The sequence below is a fragment of the Pedococcus sp. P1_H8 genome, from assembly GCF_056405175.1.
On the sequence record NZ_JBFUCP010000003.1, the window covers coordinates 328,911 to 350,216 of the forward strand.

The 21,306-nt window shown below is 70.5% G+C and carries 19 protein-coding genes; 11 read left to right on the forward strand and 8 right to left on the reverse strand.

All coding sequences use genetic code 11. From position 1 onward, the window contains the following. Positions 1-5 precede the first annotated feature (5 nt). The 9 genes from AC1DYG_RS05020 (at position 6) to AC1DYG_RS05060 (ending at position 11,013) form a co-directional block, all read left to right on the forward strand. Entirely contained in the window at positions 6-500 is a 495-nt protein-coding gene (locus AC1DYG_RS05020) for an NUDIX hydrolase (RefSeq protein WP_477638791.1), read from the forward strand. Further along, entirely contained in the window at positions 500-2,542 is a 2,043-nt protein-coding gene (locus tag AC1DYG_RS05025; RefSeq protein ID WP_477638792.1) for a DUF6049 family protein, read from the forward strand. Before AC1DYG_RS05020 ends, AC1DYG_RS05025 begins: the two co-directional genes overlap by 1 nt. Next, on the forward strand, positions 2,539-4,182 hold the full coding sequence (murJ, locus tag AC1DYG_RS05030; RefSeq protein WP_477638793.1) for a murein biosynthesis integral membrane protein MurJ: 1,644 nt from the start codon (positions 2,539-2,541) through the stop codon (positions 4,180-4,182). Before AC1DYG_RS05025 ends, murJ begins: the two co-directional genes overlap by 4 nt. Before the next feature lie 78 nt (positions 4,183-4,260). Then, positions 4,261-6,369, forward strand: a complete 2,109-nt coding sequence (locus AC1DYG_RS05035; RefSeq protein ID WP_477638794.1) for a hypothetical protein — start codon at positions 4,261-4,263, stop codon at positions 6,367-6,369. 28 nt (positions 6,370-6,397) lie between these two features. Next, positions 6,398-6,946, forward strand: coding sequence for an RNA polymerase sigma factor SigM (gene sigM / locus AC1DYG_RS05040; protein ID WP_477617749.1), 549 nt, complete (start codon positions 6,398-6,400; stop codon positions 6,944-6,946). Positions 6,947-7,031: 85 nt separating this feature from the next. Further along, complete coding sequence (locus AC1DYG_RS05045) at positions 7,032-7,820, forward strand: hypothetical protein (protein ID WP_477638795.1); 789 nt, start codon at positions 7,032-7,034, stop codon at positions 7,818-7,820. A 136-nt stretch (positions 7,821-7,956) separates the two neighbouring features. Continuing rightward, on the forward strand, positions 7,957-8,961 hold the full coding sequence (trxB, locus tag AC1DYG_RS05050) for a thioredoxin-disulfide reductase (RefSeq protein ID WP_477638796.1): 1,005 nt from the start codon (positions 7,957-7,959) through the stop codon (positions 8,959-8,961). Between the two features lie 132 nt (positions 8,962-9,093). Next, positions 9,094-9,420 carry a thioredoxin gene (gene trxA / locus AC1DYG_RS05055; RefSeq protein ID WP_477614208.1) on the forward strand — a complete coding sequence of 109 codons (327 nt, stop codon included), beginning with the start codon at positions 9,094-9,096 and terminating at the stop codon, positions 9,418-9,420. A gap of 339 nt (positions 9,421-9,759) precedes the next feature. Then, a complete protein-coding gene (locus AC1DYG_RS05060; protein WP_477638797.1) occupies positions 9,760-11,013 on the forward strand; it encodes an N-acetylmuramoyl-L-alanine amidase in 1,254 nt (417 codons plus the stop codon). A gap of 149 nt (positions 11,014-11,162) precedes the next feature. Here the strand turns inward: AC1DYG_RS05060 and AC1DYG_RS05065 are convergent, their stop codons facing one another. The 8 genes from AC1DYG_RS05065 to rpmH form a co-directional block, all read right to left on the reverse strand. Beyond that, positions 11,163-12,362 (reverse strand): ParB/RepB/Spo0J family partition protein, encoded by a 1,200-nt coding sequence (locus AC1DYG_RS05065; protein WP_477638798.1) that lies wholly within the window; start codon positions 12,360-12,362, stop codon positions 11,163-11,165. A gap of 11 nt (positions 12,363-12,373) precedes the next feature. Further along, a complete protein-coding gene (locus tag AC1DYG_RS05070) occupies positions 12,374-13,468 on the reverse strand; it encodes a ParA family protein (protein WP_477638799.1) in 1,095 nt (364 codons plus the stop codon). A 423-nt stretch (positions 13,469-13,891) separates the two neighbouring features. Continuing rightward, positions 13,892-14,683, reverse strand: coding sequence for a 16S rRNA (guanine(527)-N(7))-methyltransferase RsmG (rsmG, locus tag AC1DYG_RS05075; protein WP_477638800.1), 792 nt, complete (start codon positions 14,681-14,683; stop codon positions 13,892-13,894). Between the two features lie 40 nt (positions 14,684-14,723). Continuing rightward, the gene (locus AC1DYG_RS05080) at positions 14,724-15,455 is read right to left on the reverse strand and encodes a Jag family protein (protein ID WP_477638801.1); all 732 of its coding nucleotides are present in this window, start codon (positions 15,453-15,455) and stop codon (positions 14,724-14,726) included. Positions 15,456-15,466: 11 nt separating this feature from the next. Beyond that, the gene (gene yidC, locus AC1DYG_RS05085; protein WP_477638802.1) at positions 15,467-16,483 is read right to left on the reverse strand and encodes a membrane protein insertase YidC; all 1,017 of its coding nucleotides are present in this window, start codon (positions 16,481-16,483) and stop codon (positions 15,467-15,469) included. Between the two features lie 101 nt (positions 16,484-16,584). Next, complete coding sequence (gene yidD, locus AC1DYG_RS05090) at positions 16,585-16,845, reverse strand: membrane protein insertion efficiency factor YidD (protein ID WP_477638803.1); 261 nt, start codon at positions 16,843-16,845, stop codon at positions 16,585-16,587. Then, positions 16,842-17,282 carry a ribonuclease P protein component gene (rnpA, locus tag AC1DYG_RS05095; RefSeq protein ID WP_477638804.1) on the reverse strand — a complete coding sequence of 147 codons (441 nt, stop codon included), beginning with the start codon at positions 17,280-17,282 and terminating at the stop codon, positions 16,842-16,844. Before rnpA ends, yidD begins: the two co-directional genes overlap by 4 nt. Continuing rightward, entirely contained in the window at positions 17,221-17,358 is a 138-nt protein-coding gene (gene rpmH / locus AC1DYG_RS05100) for a 50S ribosomal protein L34 (protein ID WP_140739978.1), read from the reverse strand. The genes rnpA and rpmH overlap by 62 nt, the downstream gene beginning before the upstream one ends. 516 nt (positions 17,359-17,874) lie before the next feature. On the opposite strand from rpmH, the gene dnaA reads away from it, so the two are divergent. Together dnaA and dnaN are read left to right on the forward strand one after the other, a co-directional pair. Then, a complete protein-coding gene (gene dnaA, locus AC1DYG_RS05105; RefSeq protein WP_477638805.1) occupies positions 17,875-19,362 on the forward strand; it encodes a chromosomal replication initiator protein DnaA in 1,488 nt (495 codons plus the stop codon). A gap of 743 nt (positions 19,363-20,105) precedes the next feature. Beyond that, complete coding sequence (dnaN, locus tag AC1DYG_RS05110; RefSeq protein WP_477638806.1) at positions 20,106-21,239, forward strand: DNA polymerase III subunit beta; 1,134 nt, start codon at positions 20,106-20,108, stop codon at positions 21,237-21,239. The last annotated feature ends 67 nt before the right edge of the window (positions 21,240-21,306 follow it).

A 21,306-nucleotide genomic window follows, 5' to 3' on the forward strand; every position in this document is an offset into this window, starting at 1 on the left:
GCACGGTGACCTCCCCCGCTCGCGACCCCGAAAGGCTGGTGCCCAACCGGCCCCGGCTGCCCGCGGTCGAGGAGCGCTCGGCGGGGGGGATCGTCGTCGACGTGCACGAGGGCATCGCCCGGATCGCCGTGATCGCCCGGCGCAACCGCGCCGGCCGCATCGAGTGGTGCCTGCCCAAGGGACACCTCGAGAACGACGAGACCCTCCAGCAGGCCGCCGCCCGCGAGGTCGAGGAGGAGACCGGCATCGAGGGCCGCGTCCTCACCGAGCTCGGCACCATCGACTACTGGTTCGCGACCGACCAGCGCAGGGTGCACAAGTTCGTCCACCACTACCTCCTCGAGGCCACCGGCGGTCGCCTCACCATCGAGAACGACCCCGACCACGAGGCGATCGACGTCGCCTGGCTGCCGTTGCGGGAGGCCCACGAGCACCTCACCTTCCCCAACGAACGGCGCATCGCGCGGCAGGCCTGGCAGCGACTGGCCGGAGACGGGTGATGCACCGCGCATCCGTATGCCGCGTGCTCGCCGCGGCCGCGCTCGCGCTGCCCGCGTGGGCGGCGGGGTCGGGGCCGGCGTCGGCCGCGGGCGTCGACCTCACCCTCGCAGCCGTGACCCCCGCCGTCGCGATGGCCGGCCAGGACCTCGTCGTCACGGGCACGGTGCACAACGACGGCACCGCGCCGCTGAACCGGCCCACCGTGGCCGTGGTCATGCCCACCGCCGACACCGCCCTGAGGTCGACCCGCGAAGCGGTCCAGAGCTGGGCGACGGCGACCGGCCCGGCCGAGGGCACCGTCGTCGGTCAGACGCGGCTGACGGGTGCGGTCCCAGCGGGAGGGACCGCGTCGTTCTCGATCAGGGTGCCGCGGCTGGCCTCCCTGGGAGGCGCGGCCTACGGCGCCATCCCGCTCAGCATCCAGACCGGCACGTCGAGCGTGCGGACCTTCGCCGGCTACCAGCGGACCAAGCAGTACGAGCCGATGTCGATCAGCTGGGCGGTGCCGCTGACCCTCGACCCCGACCCCAACCTCTTCGGCGGCCGAGGTGCGAGCCGCGAGACCGCCTGGGGCGAGGCCCTCGCCGAGGGCTCCCGGGTCAACCGAATCCTCGACGCCACCCTGGACGCGCCGGTCACCTGGGCCATCGACCCGACCCTCCTGCCCGGGCTGCTGCCCGAGGGCGTCGACCTCGGTGACGGCTCCACCCAGGGGGACCAGGAGACGGCGCTGCGCGCCGCGACCCAGTCCCGCATCACCACGGCGGCCGCGCGGCATACCCCGTGGGTGTTGCCCGACACCGACGCCGACCTCGCGGCAGTCGCCGGAGCCAGCACGGGGCAGTCCCTGATGCGCACCCTGGTGGGGCGCTCGAAGGCGGTGGCCGAGAAGGTGGGGGGCCGCGCGGACGTGGCGTGGCCGGCCGACGGCGGCTACACCGCGAGCCGCGAGACGGCCCTGCGCAGGGTCTTCCGCGTGCCGGCGCTCGCAGGGCAGGTCACCTCGGCCGCGGTGCTCAGCACTCCGGGGGCCGCCACGACCCCGGGTTCGGCGCAACGCAGCACGACCGGGCTGCCGCTGCTGGCCTACGACGACGCCTTGAGCACCCTCCTGCGGCGGACCACCTCGGCACCGGAAGGGGTCCTGAGCACCCAGCAGTTCGTCGCCGACTCGGTGGCGCTGCTCAACGAGCTCCCCGGCACGCAGGGTCGCAGTGTCCTCGTGGCGGCTCCCCGCTCCTTCAACCCCGACCCGACTGCCGCCCGGGCCTTCTTCGCCGCCGCGGGCAGCATCCCGTGGCTCACCCCGACGACGACCGACGCCGTGCTGGCTAGGGCCCGGCGGGCCGTGGGCACGCCAGCCGCCCTGGTGACCCGTCCCACGGTCGCGCCGAGCGGTGGTCGGGCAGTCCTCACCAGTGCCCGCATCAGGCAGCTGGAGCAGACCGTGCGCACCGTGCGGGGGGTCGCCCAGATCCGCGACGACGGTGACGAGTTCCTGCGCACCTGGACCCGGGCGGCCGAGCAGCTCGCCTCCACCCGCTGGCGCGCCGCCCCGACCGCCTGGGACACCCTGAGCGGCCGGGTCACCGAGGCCGCCAAGCAGACGACCACGTCGGTCAAGGTGTCGGCCAGCACGATCAACTTCCTGGCCGACTCGGGTCGGCTGCAGATCACCGTGACGAACGACCTGGCCGTGCCGGTCGAGAACGTCAAGCTCACCGTGGAGGCGTCCAACCCGCGCCTGCGGATCGACAGCCAGCCACCCATCCTGCGGATCGGTCCCAAGAGCAGGGCCACCGTGTCCGTCAGCGTCACGGCGCTCGCCGCCGGCCCGGTGCCGCTGCGGACCACCCTGACCACGCCGGACGGCACCGTCATCGGACAGGGTGCCGACGTGCAGGTCCGCGTCACGCCCACGGGCAACTGGGTCTACTGGGGGCTCGCCGGGGTGGGTGGCCTGATCCTGCTGCTCGGTATCGTGCGCACCGTCCGACGTCGCCCCGGCGCCCGGCTCCCCCGAGAGGCCATCCCCGCATGAGCGACGCCACCACCGGCTCCGAGCGCAGCCTTGCCCGCTCCAGCGCCGTCATGGCCGCCGGCACGGTTGCCTCGCGACTGCTCGGGTTCGCGCGGGCCTCGATGCTCGCGGCCACCGTGGGCATCGCCCTGGCGGCCGACACCTTCCAGGTCGCCAACACCCTGCCCAACCAGTTCTACCTGTTGCTGGCCGGCGGGGTCCTGAACGCCGTCCTGGTCCCCCAGATCACGAAGGCCGCCAGCCACGACGACGGCGGTCACGAGTTCGTCAACCGGCTGCTCACCCTCTCGATCGCCCTGCTGATCGGCGCCACCGTCATCGTCACGGCGGCCGCGCCACTGCTCGTCCGGCTGTTCTCCAACCGCTGGGACGACACGACCCTGGGGCTGGCCACCGCCTTCGCCTTCATCTGCCTTCCCCAGGTCTTCTTCTACGGCATCTACACCCTGTTCGGACAGGTGCTCAACGCGCGAGGTCAGTTCGCGGCATACATGTGGGCGCCTGCCCTGGCCAACGTGGTCGCCATCGGCGGCCTGCTCTGGTTCGGTGCGGCCTACGGCAAGGACATTCGCGTCGAGAACTGGTCGGGCGCGATGGTCTGGCTGCTGGCCGGCACCGCGACCCTGGGCGTCGCCGCCCAGGCCCTGGCGCTGTGGTTCCCGCTCCACCGCAGCGGCTTCCGCTACCGGCCCGTGTGGGGCTTTCGCGGTGTGGGGCTGCGGTCGGCCTCCAAGGTCGCGCTGTGGACCTTCGCGGCGGTGGCCGTCAGCCAGCTCGGGTTCATCGTCACCTCGAAGGTCATGACCAGGGCCGGTGACCTGCTCGACGAGCGCGGCCAGGTCGGCGCAGGCGTCACGGCCTACGGGCTGGCGTTCCTGCTGTTCATGCTCCCCCACTCCCTCATCACGGTCTCCCTCGTCACCGCGCTGTTCACCCGGCTCTCGCAGGCGGCGCACCGCGATGACACCGACGAGGTGGTCGCCGACCTCGGCCGCGGCATCCGGATGCCCGCGGTGCTCCTGGTCCCCGGCACCTTCCTCGCGCTCGTCCTCGGTGCCCAGGCCGTCCGCGTCGCCTTCCCCGGCAACGACCACGCCGAGAGCCTGGCGATCGCGCACGTGATGATGGCGATGATGCTGGGACTGGTGCCGTTCGGCTGGCTGTACCTCGTCCAGCGCGTGTTCTACGCCTACGAGGACGCCAGAACGCCGTTCCTGCTGCAGGTGGTGGTGACGGTCGTCGCCACCGCGGTGAACGTCGCGGCACTCACCGTCGATCCGGGGCGGGCCGGCATCGTCGTCGGAGTGGGCCAGACGGTGAGCAACCTCGCCGCGGCCCTGCTGGGCTTCCTGCTGCTGCGCCGACGGCTGGGTCTGCTGCGGCTCGGATCGAGCATCCGCACCTACGTCAGGCTCGCGCTGGCGGCGATCCTCGCCGCGGGTGCCACGGCCTTCATGCTCGTCGGCCTCGAGGGTTTCGGCATCGACGGCGAGCGCTGGTCCGGGGCCCTCGTCGAGATGGTGCTGGGTGGGGTGTTGTTCCTCGTCCTGTGCTTCGGGACCGCCCACCTCCTGCGCGTGGAGGAGGTCGGCCAGCTGTTCGACCCTGTGCTGCGGCGTCTGCGGCGCCGCCCGTCCTGAGCGGGCACGCCCTAGGATGAGCCCGCACCGAGCTGGTGCAATAGGGGCGACGCGTCCATCGACACCGTAGGAGGCAGCGTGCACGGGGTAGGCCCATCGACGGTGCTGGGCGGCCGCTATGCCGTGCAGCGTCGGCTCGAGCAGCTGCCGAAGGCCGAACGCTGGTCAGCCCACGACACGACGCTCGAGCGCGACGTCGTCATCGTGTGCTTCTCGGAGCACGAGTCGCACGCCGATGCCACCCTCGACGCCGCCCGTCGGGTCGCCGGGCTCGACAACCACCGCCTCGTCCGCGTGCTCGACGTCGGCCGGTCCGAGGGGATCGCGTTCTTCGTCGAGGAAGCCATCCACGACGCCCACTCCCTCGCCCAGATCCTCGAGCAGGGCGGACTGCCCGCCGAGGAGGTCCGCCGGGTCGTCGGCGAGACCGCCACCGGCCTCGAAGCCGCGCGTGGCCGGGGGCTGCACCACCTGCGCCTCACCCCGCACTCGGTCCTGCGCGCCCACGACGGCACCATCAAGGTCCGGGGGGTGGCCACCCTCGCCGCCATGGCTGCCGAGGACGACCTCGACGCCACGCAGGCTGCCCGCCTCGACGCCGTGGGCGTCGTGGCCCTGACGTATGCCGCGTTGACCAGCCGCTGGCCGCTGCCCGGTTCGGTCGCCGGCCTGGAGTCCGCGCCGCACGTCGTCGGGGGTGTCCCCGCCCCGTCCGAGATCGCGGCCGGTGTCCCCGGTGACCTCGACGCCCTGTGCCGCCTCACCCTCAACGAGGACCAGGGCCCACTCACCCCCGGTGACTTCGCCTCCCAGATCGCGCCGTGGGCCATGGCGCAGGTCAGTGGTCTCGGCGGGACGACCCCGGTCGACGACGGCACGACCCGCACCATCCCGCTGGCCATGGACCAGCTGCGCGCCGAGCTCGCCGGGGTGCCCCTCCCTCCGGTGCCCCCCGCATCGGGGCCCGCCACCGCATCGGGGCCCGCCACGGCGTCGCCGACGAGTCCGAGCAGCCACGCCACCCAGGCCACCCCGGCCACCCCGGCCACCCCGGCCACCGCCGCCCTGCCGACCGGCCCTGAGGACCCGTCGGACGGGCAGGACCAGGGGACCGGTGCGGACGTGGACACGGCCCTGCTCCCGGTCGCGGGTGGTCCTCGTCCAGCAGGCGGCGGCAGCCCGGCGACGACCCCGACCACGACGCGGTTCGACCCGGCTCGCGCCACCTCCCCCGCAGAGGGGTCAGCCGATCCTGGCGAGCCGGGCGCCGGCGCGGCGGCAGCCGCCCAGGCCGCGGCGGCCGCGAGCGCGGTCGGATCCGCTCTCGGCACCGCCGGCCAGGCAGCCGGCCAGGCGGCCGGCGCCGCCGCCCACAGGGTCGGCAGTTTCGCTCGGGCCGCGGCGGACAAGGCCGCGGCGCGGCGGGCGCAGCGCCAGGCTGCCGAGGAGCGGGCCGAAGACCGTCGAATCTCCCTCGACCAGGCCCTGGTGGAGGGACAGGAGCCCCTGGGCCCTCCCCTGCCCATGCTCCCGGCCGACACCGGCGCGGCCCCCACCCGCGACCAGTCGAAATTCGTCCTGGCCGTCGTGGCGGCGTTCCTCATCCTGGCCATCGTGGTTGGCTTCTACGGAGCGTCGAAGATCGGTTCCAACACCGACCTCGGTCTCGGTACTCCCCCCACGCCCAAGGGCACCGTCAAGGTGACCGCGCCTGCCGTGACCGTCACCCCGACCCAGCCGGACGACTCCGGCAGCCAGAGCTTCGCCGTCCTCAGTGCCACCGGCTTCGACCCCGAGGGCGACGGTGCGGAGCGCAACGGCGAAGCCGCCCGGGTGTTCGACGGCAAGGACAACACCTTCTGGAGCTCGGAGGGCTATGCGTCGGCCAACCTCGGTGGCCTCAAGAAGGGCGTCGGCGTGCGGCTCGACCTCGGCCAGAACCGCGACGTGTCCACGGTCAAGCTGGTCCTGCCCAACGCCTCCGACGTGACGGTCTACGTCGGCGACGACCGCGACAACCTGGGCGCGGCGCAACAGGTGGGGTCCTCGAAGGACAAGGACGGGGCCATCACGCTGACCGCCCCGGCCCCGGTCAAGGGCCAGTTCGTCTTCGTCTGGTTCACGAGCGTGACCCAGGTCAGCGACGGGCGTTTCCGCGCCACGCTGGCCGAGGTCACGGTCAGCTGACCCGGAAGGTCGGCAGGGCGGCATACCCATGAGCACCCTCCCGCTGCGCGAGCGCGACGACCGCGACCTGCTCCGCGCCCACATCGCGGGCGATCCGGACGCCTTCGGTGAGCTGTTCCGCCGGCACCGCGACCGGATGTGGGCGGTGGCGCTGCGCACCACGCGCAACCGCGAGCTGGCCTCGGACTGCGTGCAGGACGCCTTCATCTCGGCGTTCCGGAGGGCCGAGTCCTACCGGGGCGACGCAGCGGTGACGACGTGGCTGCACCGCATCGTCGTGAACGCCTGCCTCGACCGGCTGCGGCGCGACAAGCCGACCAGCCAGCTGCCCGAGTACGAGCTGTCCGACAAGCGCGACGCCCAGGCCTCGGTCGACACCAGGCTCGACGTGCGGGAGGCGCTCGACCGGCTGCCGGAGGGTCAGCGGATGGCGCTCATCCTCGTCGACATGCACGGCCTGTCCGTGGCCGAGGCCGCCGCGGTCCTGGAGGTCGCCGAGGGCACCGTGAAGTCGCGTTGCAGCCGGGGCCGTGATGCCATGGCCGAGCTGCTCAGGGAACCATCGGGGCAGCCGTGACGTCGTACACATGTCGCCCCTGCCGTGTGTCCACCGGCATCTGCGCGTCCCGAAAGCTGGTCCCCGACGTCTGGAGGTTCTCGTGGTGAGCACCCCACCCGTGCCCCCCGCGGACAAGGGGGCCCCCGAGCACGACCCCACCGGCATCCGCGAGCTGCTGTCGGCCCTGCCGGACCCCGGCCCCATGCCTGCCGACCTCGTCTCCCGGATCAACGCCTCCATCGCCGCCGAGCAGTCCGCCCGCGAGCAGTCGACCACTGGTGGGGCCACCGTCTTGCCCCTGCGGCCGCGCCGCTGGGGCTGGCAGCACGTGGGAGTCGCCGCCGCCGCTGCCGCGATCCTCGGTTTCGGCCTCCCCGCCCTGCTCACCGGCACGGGTCCCGGCGACGTGATGGCGTCCCTCAGCGGCGGATCCGCCGCAGACAGCGCGAGCAGTGCCGCAGGCGGGGCCGACGGCGGGTCGGAGGCGAACTCCGGGCCGGGCGTGGCACCACGCACGCAGCCGTCCCCCAGCGCGGACCAGCGGGTCAGCGGGTCGCTCGGCCAGGTCTCGCTGGCGGCCAGCGGCACGGCATACACCGCGGCAGCGCTGGCCACCCAGGCAGCCGCCGCGCCCTACGCCGCCCACGACAGCGTTGCGGCTCCCAAGGCCAGCCGCGGGGCCGCGGACACCGAGAGCGGACTGCGCGCGTGCCTCACCGCGATCGGCGTGCAGGCCTGGATGCCCGTGCGCGGCGACCTCGCGACCCTCGACGGCGCCCCCGCGGTAGTGGCCGTGGTCAGCAGCGACACCGGACGGACCGTGTATGCCGTCTCCCCGGCCTGTGACGCCGCGCACCCCCTCGTGCTGGCCGGGCCGCTCGCCGTCCGCTGAGCGTGCGTGCAGCGCCCCACGGCGCGTCGTGGCACAGCGCACCGGTGGGGAACATCGAGGGCCTACGATCGGTTGCAGACACAGGCACCGTATGTAGCGGTGCACCGCCTTCTCGACCACAAGGGGCTGTAACCGCGTGAGCACCACCGCACCTGCCGACATCCGCAGTCTGATCATCATCGGCTCCGGTCCAGCGGGCTACACCGCCGCCGTCTACGCGGCCCGCGCCAACCTCCAGCCGCTGCTGTTCGAGGGCGCTGTCACCGCTGGTGGCGCGTTGATGAACACCACCGACGTCGAGAACTTCCCCGGCTTCCGCGACGGCATCATGGGCCCGGACCTGATGGAGAACATGCGCGCCCAGGCCGAGCGGTTCGGCGCCGAGATCATCACCGACGACGTCGAGTCGGTCGACCTCGAGGGCGAGGTCAAGACGGTCGTCGACGCCGAGGGCAACACCTACCGTGCGCACGCCGTGATCCTCGCGATGGGTTCGGCCTACCGCGAGCTCGGGCTGCCCGACGAGAAGCGGCTCTCCGGCCACGGGGTCTCGTGGTGTGCGACCTGTGACGGCTTCTTCTTCCGCGACCAGGACATCGCCGTCGTCGGCGGTGGCGACTCGGCCGTCGAGGAGGCGACCTTCCTCACCAAGTTCGCCCGCTCGGTGACGATCGTGCACCGCCGCGACGAACTGCGTGCCTCCAAGATCATGGCCGAGCGCGCCCTGACCAACGACAAGATCAAGTTCGCCTGGAACTCCGCCGTCGACGCCATCCACGGTGACGCCAAGCTGACCGGGATCACGCTGCGCGACACCGAGACCGGCGAGACCCGTGAGCTGCCCGTCACCGGCCTGTTCGTCGCGATCGGGCACGACCCCCGCAACGAGCTGGTCAAGGGTGTCGTGGAGCTCGACGACGAGGGTTACGTCCTCGTCCAGGGCCGCACCACGCTGACCAACCTGCCGGGCGTCTTCGCCTCCGGCGACCTCGTCGACCACACCTACCGCCAGGCCATCACCGCGGCCGGCTCCGGGTGCGCCGCGGCCCTCGACGCCGAGCGCTTCCTCGCCGACCGCGAGCACGCCGGCACCCCCACCAGCGACGCCGTCCTCACCGATGAGCCGGCCTTGACGCACTGACCTGAGACCCCTGAACCGCGGATCCGCCTGTCACACCCCGCTGGGATCCTGACAGGCAGCCCCAGCCGCACGGCATACCCGAGTCACCACCCATCCAGCCCCAACCGCAGCACCACCGAAAGGAGCCCCCGAGTGGGAGCCATCAAGGACACCACGGACGCCACCTTCGAGGTCGACGTCCTCCAGAACGACAAGCCCGTCCTGGTGGACTTCTGGGCGCCCTGGTGCGGCCCGTGCCGCGCCGTCGCCCCGGTCCTCGAGGAGCTGGCGATCGCGCACGCCGACAAGATCGACATCGTCAAGCTCAACACCGACGAGAACCTCGCGGTGAGCAGCCGCTACGGCATCACCGGCATCCCGACCCTCAACGTCTACGTGGGCGGCGAGGTCGTCAAGACGCTCGTGGGGGCGATGCCCAAGCCCAAGCTGGTGCGCGAGCTCGCCGACTACCTCGGCTGAGCAACCAGTGACCGCATGCCGGTCGCGCCCCCCGTGGGTGCGGCCGGCATCGTCGTCTCGGACGTGCGAACCACGCGTGCGAGCCGGGCGCCCGGAGGAGACCTCTCGACCAGGCATTCGGAGCACGCGTCCGGTTGGTCCGCGGCCGGGTTCTGACTTAGGCTCGGGCGTCGGCCACGATGCCCGCCCCACGGACGCACCCCGCTGACCTGCACAAACACGCCACGGACAAGCACGCGAACAGACAGCACGCGAACAGACAGCGCCCGCCCGAACAGACAACCACGCGCGCACCGGTCAGGACCCTGGCCGGGAGCGCCGATCACCAGAGGAGGCCGAGTGTCCGACAGCAAGAGCGGCCTGCTCGGCCTCGGCAGCCACGGACCGGCCGTCGTCGACGTGCGAGCCCGGCTGGCCGCCCTCCCCCTCGACCAGCTGCCCGAACCTCCCCACCTGGGTGCCCCCCAGGGCGAGACCGGAGGCGGCAGCCAGGGCGCGCCCGGTGACCAGGGCGACCAGGGCGACCAGGGCGACCAGGGAAGGTTCGACCCGGCCCTGTTCGACGCGTCCCTCGAACGCGCGGTGCGGGCCTTCCAGCAGCACAAGGGCCTGATCGTCGACGGGGTCGTCGGGGTCGAGACGTTCACGGCCATCGACGGTGCCCGCTGGGTCCTCGGCGACCGGATCCTCATGCACACGCCGGGCCACCTGCTGCGCGGCGAGGACGTCGTGACTCTGCAGGAGCGGCTCAACACCCTCGGCTTCGCCGCGGGGCGGGTCGACGGCCGGTTCGGGCCCGAGACAGAGCGGGCGGTCCGCAGCTTCCAGCGCGCCTACGGCCTCTCGGGTGACGGGTCGGTCGGTCCCGACACGCTCCGGGCCTTCAAGGACCTGCGTCGCTCGGTGTCCGGTGGCTCGGCCAACGTGCTCCGCGAGCAGGAGCTGGTTCGCCGCTCCGGGCACAGCCTGAGCGGTCGCACCGTCGTGCTCGACCCGGGCCACGGTGGCAGCAACACCGGCGCGGCGGCCCACGGGCTGGTCGAGTCCGAGCTGGTCATGGACCTCGCGCGCCGGATCGAGGGTCGGCTCACCGCCATCGGCGTCTCGGTCGTCTACACGCGCACGGAGCACACCTGCCCCACCGAGGATGAGCGGGCAGCCCTGGCCAACGACGCCGGCGCAGACCTCGTGCTCTCGCTGCACTGCGACTCCCACGACGCGGGCGAGGCCAGCGGCGTCGCCACCTTCTTCTTCGGCCGCGACCGCAAGACGTCGTGGTCGGCCGTCGGCGAGCACCTCGCCGACCTGGTGCTGCGCGAGGTCGTGGCCCGCACCGGCCTGGAGAACTGCCGCTCGCACGGCCGCTCCTGGGCCCTGCTGCAACAGACCCGGATGCCGGCCGTGCGGATCGAGGCCGGCTACCTGTCGCACCCCAGCGACGCCGCCCGCCTGGCCGACCCGGTGTTCCGCGACACGCTCGCAGAGGCCGTCCTGGTCAGCCTTCAGCGGCTCTACCTGGGCGACGACGACACCGCCACCACGGGTGTCCTGAGGCTTGGCGACCTGCGCGCCTACCTCGCCTCGCACAGCTGACCCCCGCCACGAATCGGCTACTCCCCCAACGCAATTCCCCCCGCGCCCCCCCGCGTTTTCCCTAACCTCTGCTAGCAGACCTTAGCTCGCTCAGCAGAGGTTGCAACGTCTGCTGAGCGAGCCAACCTGTGCTGAGTCGCGTGCTGAACTCAGGCCCGGCGGTCGAGGCCGAGCATGTCGACGATCCGGTTGAGGTCCTCGACGGAGGCGAACTCGACCGTCAGCTTGCCCTTGCGCTGACCCAGGGCGATGTTGACTCTGGTGTCGAACCGGTCCGACAGCCGGGCCGCCAGGTCGTCGAGCTGGGGGTGCCGGTTGCCCGCGCGTGGGCGACGCGGCTTGGCCACGTCGTCCGGGCCACCGACCGCGACGATCTCCTCGACGTTGCGGACGCTCAGGCCCTCGGCCACGATCCGCTGCGCGACGCGCTCCATCGCGGCACCGTCAGGCAGGGCCAGCAGCGCACGCGCGTGGCCGGCCGACAGCACGCCGGCAGCGACGCGGCGAGCCACGAGCGGCGGAAGCTTGAGCAGCCGCAGGGTGTTGGAGATCTGCGGCCGTGACCGGCCGATCCTGGCGGCGAGCTCGTCGTGGGTGCAACCGAAGTCCTCGAGCAGCTGCTGGTATGCCGCGGCCTCCTCGAGCGCGTTCAGCTGGCTGCGGTGCAGGTTCTCCAGGAGGGCGTCCCGCAGGAGGTCGTCGTCCTCGGTCTCCTTGACGATCGCCGGCACGGTGGCGCGCCCGGCCTCTTGGGAAGCCCGCCAGCGGCGCTCACCCATGATGAGTTCGTAGAGCACGCCCTCGGGGGCATTGTCGAGCTGGTCAGGCCCCTGACCTGCAGGAATGGGCCTGATGACGATGGGCTGGAGAACGCCGATCTCGCTGATGGAGTGCACCAGCTCGGCCATGTCGTCCTCGTCGAACACCGACCGGGGCTGACGCGGGTTGGGGCGGATCTGCTCGACCGGGATCTCGCCGTAGGAGACTCCCGGCACCGGCGCCAGGCCGTGCGGGTTGTCCGTCTCTGTCGGGTCGCTCGAGCCGCTGGCACCACCGGATCCGGTGGCACCATCGGATCCGTTCTGCCCGTTGCCCGAGGCGTCTGAGTCGGTCGAAGACACCCCGTCCTCACGGTCCGTCGCGTCGGTGGTCGGCTCCATCGTGGTGGTGGCCGTTCCGCCCCCTGCAACGGCGCCGTCACGCCCCGCCGGCGACCCGCCGGCATACGCGGTCGCGCCGGGGCGCTGGTCCGGGAAGAAGACGTCCACGGGACGGCCGTTGGGGGAGGTCGGTGCATTGGGGATGAGGGCTCCCAGGCCCCGGCCGAGGGCGCGGCGCTTCTCGCTCATGGTGTCTTCTCTCAGTTCTGCGTGGACGCGGTCGAGTGGTCGGCGGTGGCGGCGCCGCGATCGGCAAGCTCGGCAGCGGCGCCAAGGTAGGACAGAGCGCCGCTGGAGTTGGGGTCGTAGGTCATCACGGTCTGGCCGTGACTGGGTGCCTCCGAAATCCGCACGGAGCGCGGGACCGTGTTGCGCAGGACCTGCTCCGGGAAGTGGTTGCGCACCTCGTCGGCGACCTGCGCCGACAGGCGGGTCCGTCCGTCGTACATGGTCAGCAGGATGGTCGACACGTGCAACGTCGGGTTCAGGTGGTTCCGGATCAGCTCGATGTTCTTGAGCAGCTGCGACAGGCCCTCGAGCGCGTAGTACTCGCACTGGATGGGGATGAAGACCTCTTGGGCAGCAACGAACGCGTTGACCGTCAACAGTCCCAGGCTCGGGGGGCAGTCGATCAGGACGTAGTCGGGAGCCGGGCGCTCACTGGTGGGCGCCTCCTGCAGGTAGGCAGAGATCGCCTTCTGCAGGCGCGTCTCCCGAGCCACCAACGAAACGAGTTCGATCTCCGCTCCGGCGAGGTCGATCGTGGCCGGCGCACACCACAGTCCCGGGATGTCGGGGCATTCCTGGACGACGTCCACCATCGGCGTCCCCTCGACGAGCACGTCGTAGATGCTGGGCACCTCCGCATGGTGGTCGATGCCGAGGGCGGTGCTCGCGTTGCCCTGGGGGTCGATGTCGATGACCAGGACGGTCAAGCCGGCCTGAGCCAGCGCGGCCGCCACGTTGACGGTGGTCGTGGTCTTGCCGACGCCGCCTTTCTGGTTGGCGACCGTGAGGACGCGCGTCGCCGGCGGCTTCGGGAAGACGCGGCCGGTGAGGGCGATGCGCTTGCGTGCATCGGCCGCAACGGCCTGGGCCAGCGGGGTATCTCGATCGGCTCTGGGCAACGAGGAGGCCAGCTCGTCGCGTTCGTCCGTTTCACGTGAAACGACGGCGGCCAACGCCTCCTCCGCCGCAGCAGAGTCGGCGGGGTGAATGCCGGAACGGGCAGGGAGGGGTTCAGCGCGCATGCTCTCCGCGTCGACGGGGGTCGCCTCCGCGGGGGTCTCCTCCACGGGGACCGCCTGCGCGGGGATCGCTTCAGTATGGACGGCGTCGCCAGCCGTCACCCCAGCCGCGAGCTCGTCTGTTTCACGTGAAACAGCGGCTGTGTCGTCGGCCGCTGCGATGGTTTCGGTCACGGCCGCGTCCCCTGTCGTGAGCGTCGCGCCGATCACTGCAGGCTCATCGTGCGTCGCCGTGGAGGCGGTTAGCTGGTCGGTTTCACGTGAAACCGGCTCGCTGAGCGACATCCCGTCACCAACCGGCCATCCGAGAGCGCTGCTGGCCCGGCCCAGCCGTTGCGGCCACCCGAGTCCCCTGGACAGTTGCAGCGTTGCTGTGCTCACGCAGTCTCCTCGTTGGCCATGGGCATCATCCAACCCTAGTTCGCGCACGTGTCACAACGCGGGAGGCAGCGCCCTGTGGATACGGGTCGATCAAGGCCGGTTCTTGGCTCGTCGTGCAGCAGCGCGCTTGGCCGGCGGACGAGGGCCCACGGTGATCTGCAGTGTGGTGGTGGCCACGGGGAGCAACTCGGATCCGTAGGTCACGACCTGCGCCGAGCGCATCCCCAGCCTGCGCAGCACCTTCTCCTCGGCGGCCAGCTCCTGGGCGGCCGATTCGCCCTTGAGGGCCACGAGGGTGCCGCCGTCGGCGAGCAGGGGGAACGTCCAGCGCGCGAGCTTGTCGATGCGGGCGACTGCTCGCGCCGTGGCGTAGGGCGCCGTTAGCACGCCGTCAAACTCCTCGGCCCTCCCCCGGTGGACCGTGCAGTTGGCGAGGCCGAGTTCGTCGATCGTGGCCGAGAGCCACGTGGTGCGACGCAGCATCGGCTCGACGAGGTGCAGGTGCAGGTCGGGTCGCACGATCGCCAGAGCCAGGCCCGGCAGTCCGGCGCCGGAACCCACGTCCACCACGGTGGCGCCCTCGGGGAACGCCTGATGCGCGACCGCACAGTTCAGGATGTGTCGGTCCCAGAGAATGGGGACCTCGCGAGGGCCGATCAGGCCATGGGACACACCGGTGTCAGCCAGGATCGCGGCGAACCGCTCGGCCAGGGCCAGGTGGGCGCCGAAGACGGCACCCGCCGCCGGTGGCGCCGAGGGAGCCGAAGCCCCCGAGAGAGCTGAAGCCGCCGGGGGAGCGGTGGAACCGGTGGATGACGCGACGGGCGCGGTCCCGGTCTCACCGGTCCCGCGCCCGTCGTCAGTGCTTTCGTGCGACGTCATGCGCCCTGTTTCACGTGAAACACGGCCGCCCGCAGCTCCATCACGCCGGCAGGACGACGACGAAGCGCCGCGGCTCGACGCCGTCGGACTCGGACGTGAGACCGGCAGCGAGCACCTCGTCGTGCACGACCTTGCGCTCGAAGGCGGTCATGGGCTCGAGCGCGGCCTTCTCGCCCGTCGCCTTGACCTGCTCGATGACGCCCCGCGCCACCTCGACCAGCGAAGCGCGTCGCTCGGCCCGGTGGCCGGCCACGTCCAGCATCAGTCGGCTGCGCTCTCCGGTGGCTGCCTGGACGGCGAGCCGGGTGAGCTCCTGGAGGGCGTCGAGCACCTTGCCGTCCTGGCCGACCAGGCGCCGTGGCACCCGGCCCTCGTCGGAGTCGACGATGGACACGGCAGCACGGTCGCCGTCCACGTCGACGTCGATGTCGCCGTCGAGGTCGGCAATGTCGAGCAGGGTCTCGAGGAAGTCTGCAGCCACCTCGCCCTCACGCTCGAGGTCAGCCACCTTGGCCGGGCGGCGCCTCGGGGCACCGTGCTCGTGGTGGTCAGCAGCCGCGTCGTCGGTCGCGTCGTCGGTCGCGTCGTCGGTCGCGTCGTCCGAGTCGCCCGCGAGTGCAAAGGACGCCCCGGAGCCACTCGCTTCGGCGTCGAGGGGCGCGGGGTCGGTGCCTCGTTCGGCGCGCAGTTCGGCGTCCTGGTCAAGGCTCTCGTCGGTGGACGTCTCAGTGGTCTGGGTGTCGTCCACGACGGTGTTGTTGTGCTCGGTCATGGTGGTCACTCTCAGTTGTCGGTCTGGGGCTTGGGGTCTGTGGTGGAGCCAGCCGCCGGCTTCTTGGCCGGACCTGCAGCGCCCTTCTTCTTCTTGTTCCGCGAGGGCTGCACGCGCTGGCCGCTCGGCTTGGGCGCCTCGGTGTCCTCCACCTTGTCGAGCCCCTTGACGGTGAACTCCTCGATCGGCTTGCCCTTCTTGCGACGCCGCTCCTGCATGGCCTTCTCGGCCAGGGAGCCGGGGGCGGGCATCTTGCGGATCACGTAGAACTGCTGGCACATCGACCACACGTTGGTCGTCAGCCAGTAGAGGAGGACACCGATCGGGAAGTTCACACCGGAGATCGCGAAGAAGATCGGCATCAGGTAGAGCAGCATCTTCTGCTGCTTGGCGAACGGGTTGTCCAGTGCCGAGGCCGGCATGTTCTTCATCATCAGCTGGCGCTGAGTGGTGAACGTGCTGGCAGACATCGCGATGATGAGCACGACCGTGACGATCTGGACGGTCAGACTGTTGGCGCCGATGAACCGGTCGGACAGCTGCGCACCGAAGAACGTCGAGGACTCTGCCTCACCGGCGAGCTTCGCCGTGATCGGGCCGATCGGGTCGGTCGTCCCGTCGGCGATCTTCTTGAGCCCGTTGAGCACCCGGAACAGGCCGAAGAAGAACGGCGACTGCAGCAGGATCGGCAGGCACGAGCTGAACGGGTTGGTCCCCGTGCGCTTGTAGAGGTCCATCGTCTCCTGCGTCATCGCCTGACGGGAGTCCGGGTCCTTCTTGTCCTTGTACTTGGCCTGGATCTTCTGCATCTCGGGCTGGATGAGCTGCATCCGCCGTGAGGCGTGGATCTGCTTGACGAACAGCGGGATCATCGCGGCCCGCATCACCACCACGAGACCGACGATCGACAGCGTCCAGGCGACGCCCGAGTCGGACGGGATGCCGAGCGTCGTGAACACCCGGTGCCAGCCATACAGAATCCACGCAACGATCCACTCGAACGGGTAGATCAGGTCACTGAAACTCATGTCGTCCTCAATCTGGTGGTGGGCCGTCGAGGTGACGGTTCACCGGTGGTTCCGGCCGCGCAGTGGGTATGCCGCGTGGCCGGCAGGTCTGGTGCCTGCCGCTAGGCGGCGTGGGCGGCGTGCGTGGGTCGTGCTGGAACGTGGTCGACCCCACCTGCTGCCCAGGGGTGGCACCTAGCCAACCGCTTGGCGGCCAGCCAGGTTCCCTTGACCGGGCCGAAGCGTCGGATCGCGGTGAGCGCGTAGGCCGAGCAGGAGGGGTAGTACCGGCAGGTGGGGGGCGTCATCGGTGAGATGAAGCGTTGGTAGAACAGCAACAGCCCGATCAGGGGCGCCGCGGCGAGGCGTTTGGCTGAGGTCACGCGCGCACCGCCCCAAGCCGTGCGGTCACCCGGGCGAGGAGACTGTCCAACTCGACGCCAAGTGACGACGAATTCGCTTGTGCCGCAACGGGATTCGCGCGGATAACGACATCGACACCAGTCGGCAGCGAGCCCACTCGCGCAGCCATCAGCGCGCGCAGCCTGCGCTTGGTGCGATTGCGGACCACCGCTCCACCCACGGCTTTGGAGACAACAAAACCGACCCGCGGCGGTTGTCCCGCACGCGCGTCGGCCTGGTTGGCGTGGACCACGATCAGCGTGGAGCCAGTTCGGGCTCCCCCGGGCCCCCGAAAGGTGGCCGCGAAGTCCGAACTCGCACGGAGCCGGTGCCCCGCGGGCAGCACGGGGTCGGCCTCAGGCGGAGAGCTCGGTGCGGCCCTTGGCGCGGCGGGCCGACAGGATGGCGCGACCCGCACGGGTCCGCATGCGCAGACGGAAGCCGTGGGTCTTGGCCCGACGACGGTTGTTCGGCTGGAAAGTACGCTTGCTCACGAGGATCTCCGTTACTGATCAGGCCCGGGTGGCCTGCTGAGTGCATGGGCGGCTGGGTGGTCGGCCGCAATCGGAGACCCGCGCTGGTCCCTGGCGGAAGGCGCCAGCCTTGGTGGCTGACACAATGCGATCCAGGGCGTCACGGGCATGCGAAAACGGCCGACAGGCCGGTTCCAAGGTACGCGAGCGCCCGCCGCAGGGTCAAACCAGCGCCGGCCACGCGGCATACCTGCGGGCATCTGGCGGGCTGGAGGGCCCTCAATAGCACCCACTCTGGAGCATTTCCCCCCAGACACGCCGTGCTACGGGGATCAATTTCCCCGGACGAGACCCAATTTCCGTCGTTTCGGTTGCCGCGCTGCGTCGCTGTTGTTACCGTCCCTCCTCGTCCCATCCCTTGCCCACAGGTTGTGGATAACTATGTGGATAAGGCACAGTGTCGATCAGGCACAGGGTGGACCAGGCACCATGACCCTGCGACAGGGCAGCCAAACCGTCGAAAGGGATGTGGGACCGGTGAGTGACACAGATCTGGACTTCACGCGGATCTGGCAGAACACCATCGCCACCCTCGCCGCCGACGGGCTTCCCGCCCGCGAACGCGCGTTCCTCACGCTGGCCCGCCTCGCCGGCCTGCTCGACGGAACCGCCCTGGTCAAGGTGCCGAACGAGTACACCAAGGACGTCGTCGAGCAACGGGTCCGCGACGCGGTGACCCAGGCGCTGTCCTCCCAGTTCGGCGAGCAGGTGCAGCTCGCCGTGACCGTCGACACCTCCCTGGACGAGGCACACCACGGTGACGACACCACGGGTTATGTCGACGAGCAGCCGCTTTCGATCCAGCCCCTCACCGCACAACAGGGTCAGCCGCCCGCCCACCACTCACCGGTGGACAACGTCTACGCGCTGACCCCGGCCGCCGAGCCGCAGCGCCGCCCGCGCGACGAGGTCCCCAGCATGACCGACGAGTCGGCGACCCGGCTCAACCCGAAGTACACCTTCGACACCTTCGTCATCGGCGCGAGCAACCGGTTCGCCCACGCGGCCGCCGTCGCCGTGGCCGAGGCGCCGGCCAAGGCGTACAACCCGCTGTTCGTCTACGGCGAGTCCGGACTGGGCAAGACCCACCTGCTGCACGCGATCGGGCACTACGCGCGCAACCTCTACCCGCACGTGAAGGTGCGGTACGTGAACTCCGAGGAGTTCACCAACGACTTCATCAACAGCATCCGCGACGACAAGGCGAGCAACTTCCAGCGTCGCTACCGCGATGTCGACGTGCTGCTGATCGACGACATCCAGTTCCTGCAGGGCAAGGTGCAGACGCAGGAGGAGTTCTTCCACACCTTCAACACACTGCACAACGCCAACAAGCAGGTCGTCATCACCAGTGACCTCCCGCCCAAGCTGCTGTCCGGCTTCGAGGAACGCATGCGCAGCCGGTTCGAGTGGGGCCTGCTGACCGACGTCCAGCCGCCCGACCTCGAGACCCGCATCGCGATCCTGCGCAAAAAGGCCATCCAGGAACGCATGAGCGCGCCCGACGAGGTGCTCGAGTTCATCGCGAGCCGCATCTCGACGAACATCCGCGAGCTCGAGGGCGCCCTGATCCGCGTCACCGCCTTCGCCAGCCTGAACCGACAGAGCGTCGACATGGGCCTCGCCGAGATCGTCCTCAAGGACCTGATCCCCAACGAGCAGGGCTCCCAGATCACCAGCGCGACGATCATGGCCCAGACAGCGGCGTACTTCGGGCTGACCATCGAGGACCTCTGCGGCACCTCCCGCTCGCGGGTCCTGGTGACGGCGCGTCAGATCGCGATGTACCTGTGCCGCGAGCTGACCGACCTCTCCCTGCCCAAGATCGGCCAGCAGTTCGGCGGCCGCGACCACACCACGGTCATGCACGCCGACAAGAAGATCCGCCAGCTGATGGCCGAACGCCGCGCGATCTACAACCAGGTCACCGAGCTGACCAACCGGATCAAGCAGCAGTCCCGCTAGACGGATTCCGACGACTACTCCACCTGCGGCCGACGAAGGAGTGCCGCAGAGGAGGAATCCCCAAGGGGAACAGCTTGTCCACAGCCTTGTGCACAGGTGTGGGGGCCCGTTCACCTCCTCGACACCTTCCTCGAGGGTGTGCTCAGGTGAGCACGAATCCCGCAGCAGATTGCGACATTTCCGGATCGCGACCCATGGTCCACACCTGTGGACAACTCTGTGGGTATGTGGTTTGGCCCTACGACTATCCACCAAACGGATGATTTCTGTTCCGCAGCCGTTTCCCCCGGATCCACCCCTGTGGACAACCGGTGGACAACCCGTGCACGACCAGCACCCAGCTGGGGACAACAGGGGTATGCCGTGTGGAGACCGTGTGGGCGCCGCCGACGCCTCCACAGGACGACCCAGGTTGTGCAACCCGTTGTCCACCCGGCATACACACCGGACGCGCCGCGCTGACCTGCACCGATGTCCGTCGTCCACAGGATCCACACCCCCTATGACAACGACTACCCATCTCCCATCAGCATCCAGCCCCGAGTACCAATCCAGACCCAGCCCCCTGCCAAGCCCAACGCCACTACTCACCCAAATGACAGGGACAAACAGCTGGGACGGATTGCCCCATCCGGGTTGGCCGAGTGCATCGTGAGCACTAGGGTCAGTGCGCAATCACATTTGTGAAGTCACATTCTTGAAGTTCGGCGGCGGGGCCGCGTGCGAAAGGGCAGGTAGTCACGGTGAAGTTTCGGGTCGAACGTGAGGTCCTCGCCGACGCCGTGACCTGGGTGGCCCGTGGCCTCCCGGCCCGCCCTCCGGTGCCGGTGCTCGCCGGTGTCCTGATCGAGGCCAACGACGAGGGCACCCTGACCCTCTCGGCCTTCGACTACGAGGTCTCCGCCAAGATCACCGTCGCGGCCGAGGTCGCGGAGGGCGGCACGGTGCTGGTCCTGGGCCGGCTGCTCGCCGACATCTCCCGCAACCTGCCGGGCAAGCCGGTCGACATCGCCACCGAGGGCAACAAGGTCTCGGTGGTCTGTGGATCGTCGCGCTTCAGCCTCATGCAGATGCCGGCCGACGACTACCCGACGCTGCCGATCTCGCCCACCGCCAGCGGCACCATTGCCGGCGACGTCTTCACCCAGGCGGTGGCCCAGGTCGCGATCGCCGCCGACCGCGGCGACACCTTGCCGATCCTCACCGGCGTCCGGGTCGAGATCGACGGCGAGAAGATGACTCTCCTCGCCACCGACCGCTACCGACTGGCGATGCGCGAGCTCACCTGGAACCCCGGGGCCACCGACGCCAGCCACCTGGCCCTGGTGCCCGCCCGCACCCTGTCCGAGACGGCCAAGGCGCTCGGCGCCTCCGGCTCGATCGAGGTCGCGCTCGGGTCGTCGGCCGGCGGCGACGGGCTGGTCGGCTTCGAGGCCGGGCAGCGACGCACCACCACGCGGCTGCTCGACGGCGAGTACCCCAAGGTCACCTCGATCTTCCCCACGACGGTCGACACCGAGGCCGTCCTGAAGACCTCCGAGCTCATCGAGGCCGTCAAGCGCGTGGCCCTCGTGGCCGAGCGGAACACCCCGGTGCGACTGAAGTTCTCCGACGGCCAGGTGGCCATCGAGGCCGGCACCGGTGACGACGCCCAGGCCTCCGAAGCCGTCGAGTCGACCCTCACCGGTCCCGAGATCGAGATCGCGTTCAACCCGCAGTTCCTGCTCGACGGGCTCGGCGCCGTCGGCACCGACTACTCGCGGTTCTCCTTCACCCAGCCGTCGCGCCCGGCGGTGCTGTCCGGTCAGGACGAGCTGGACGGCGAGGCCGACAGCTCCTACCGCTACGTCCTGATGCCCGTTCGCTTCGCGAGCTGACCACACCCGGGCGTAGCCTGAGCACGCGCACCGCGAGGTATGCCGCGAGGCCGGCCTCGCGGCATAC

What these genes read in the sequence shown, in the direction of transcription:
- AC1DYG_RS05025 (WP_477638792.1), top strand. Translation starts at nt 500, where the DNA reads ATGCACCGCGCATCCGTATGCCGCGTGCTCGCCGCGGCCGCGCTCGCG.
- murJ (WP_477638793.1), top strand. Translation starts at nt 2,539, where the DNA reads ATGAGCGACGCCACCACCGGCTCCGAGCGCAGCCTTGCCCGCTCCAGC.
- sigM (WP_477617749.1), top strand. Translation starts at nt 6,398, where the DNA reads ATGAGCACCCTCCCGCTGCGCGAGCGCGACGACCGCGACCTGCTCCGC.
- AC1DYG_RS05065 (WP_477638798.1), bottom strand. Translation starts at nt 12,362, where the DNA reads ATGAGCGAGAAGCGCCGCGCCCTCGGCCGGGGCCTGGGAGCCCTCATC.
- rsmG (WP_477638800.1), bottom strand. Translation starts at nt 14,683, where the DNA reads ATGACGTCGCACGAAAGCACTGACGACGGGCGCGGGACCGGTGAGACC.
- AC1DYG_RS05080 (WP_477638801.1), bottom strand. Translation starts at nt 15,455, where the DNA reads ATGACCGAGCACAACAACACCGTCGTGGACGACACCCAGACCACTGAG.
- yidC (WP_477638802.1), bottom strand. Translation starts at nt 16,483, where the DNA reads ATGAGTTTCAGTGACCTGATCTACCCGTTCGAGTGGATCGTTGCGTGG.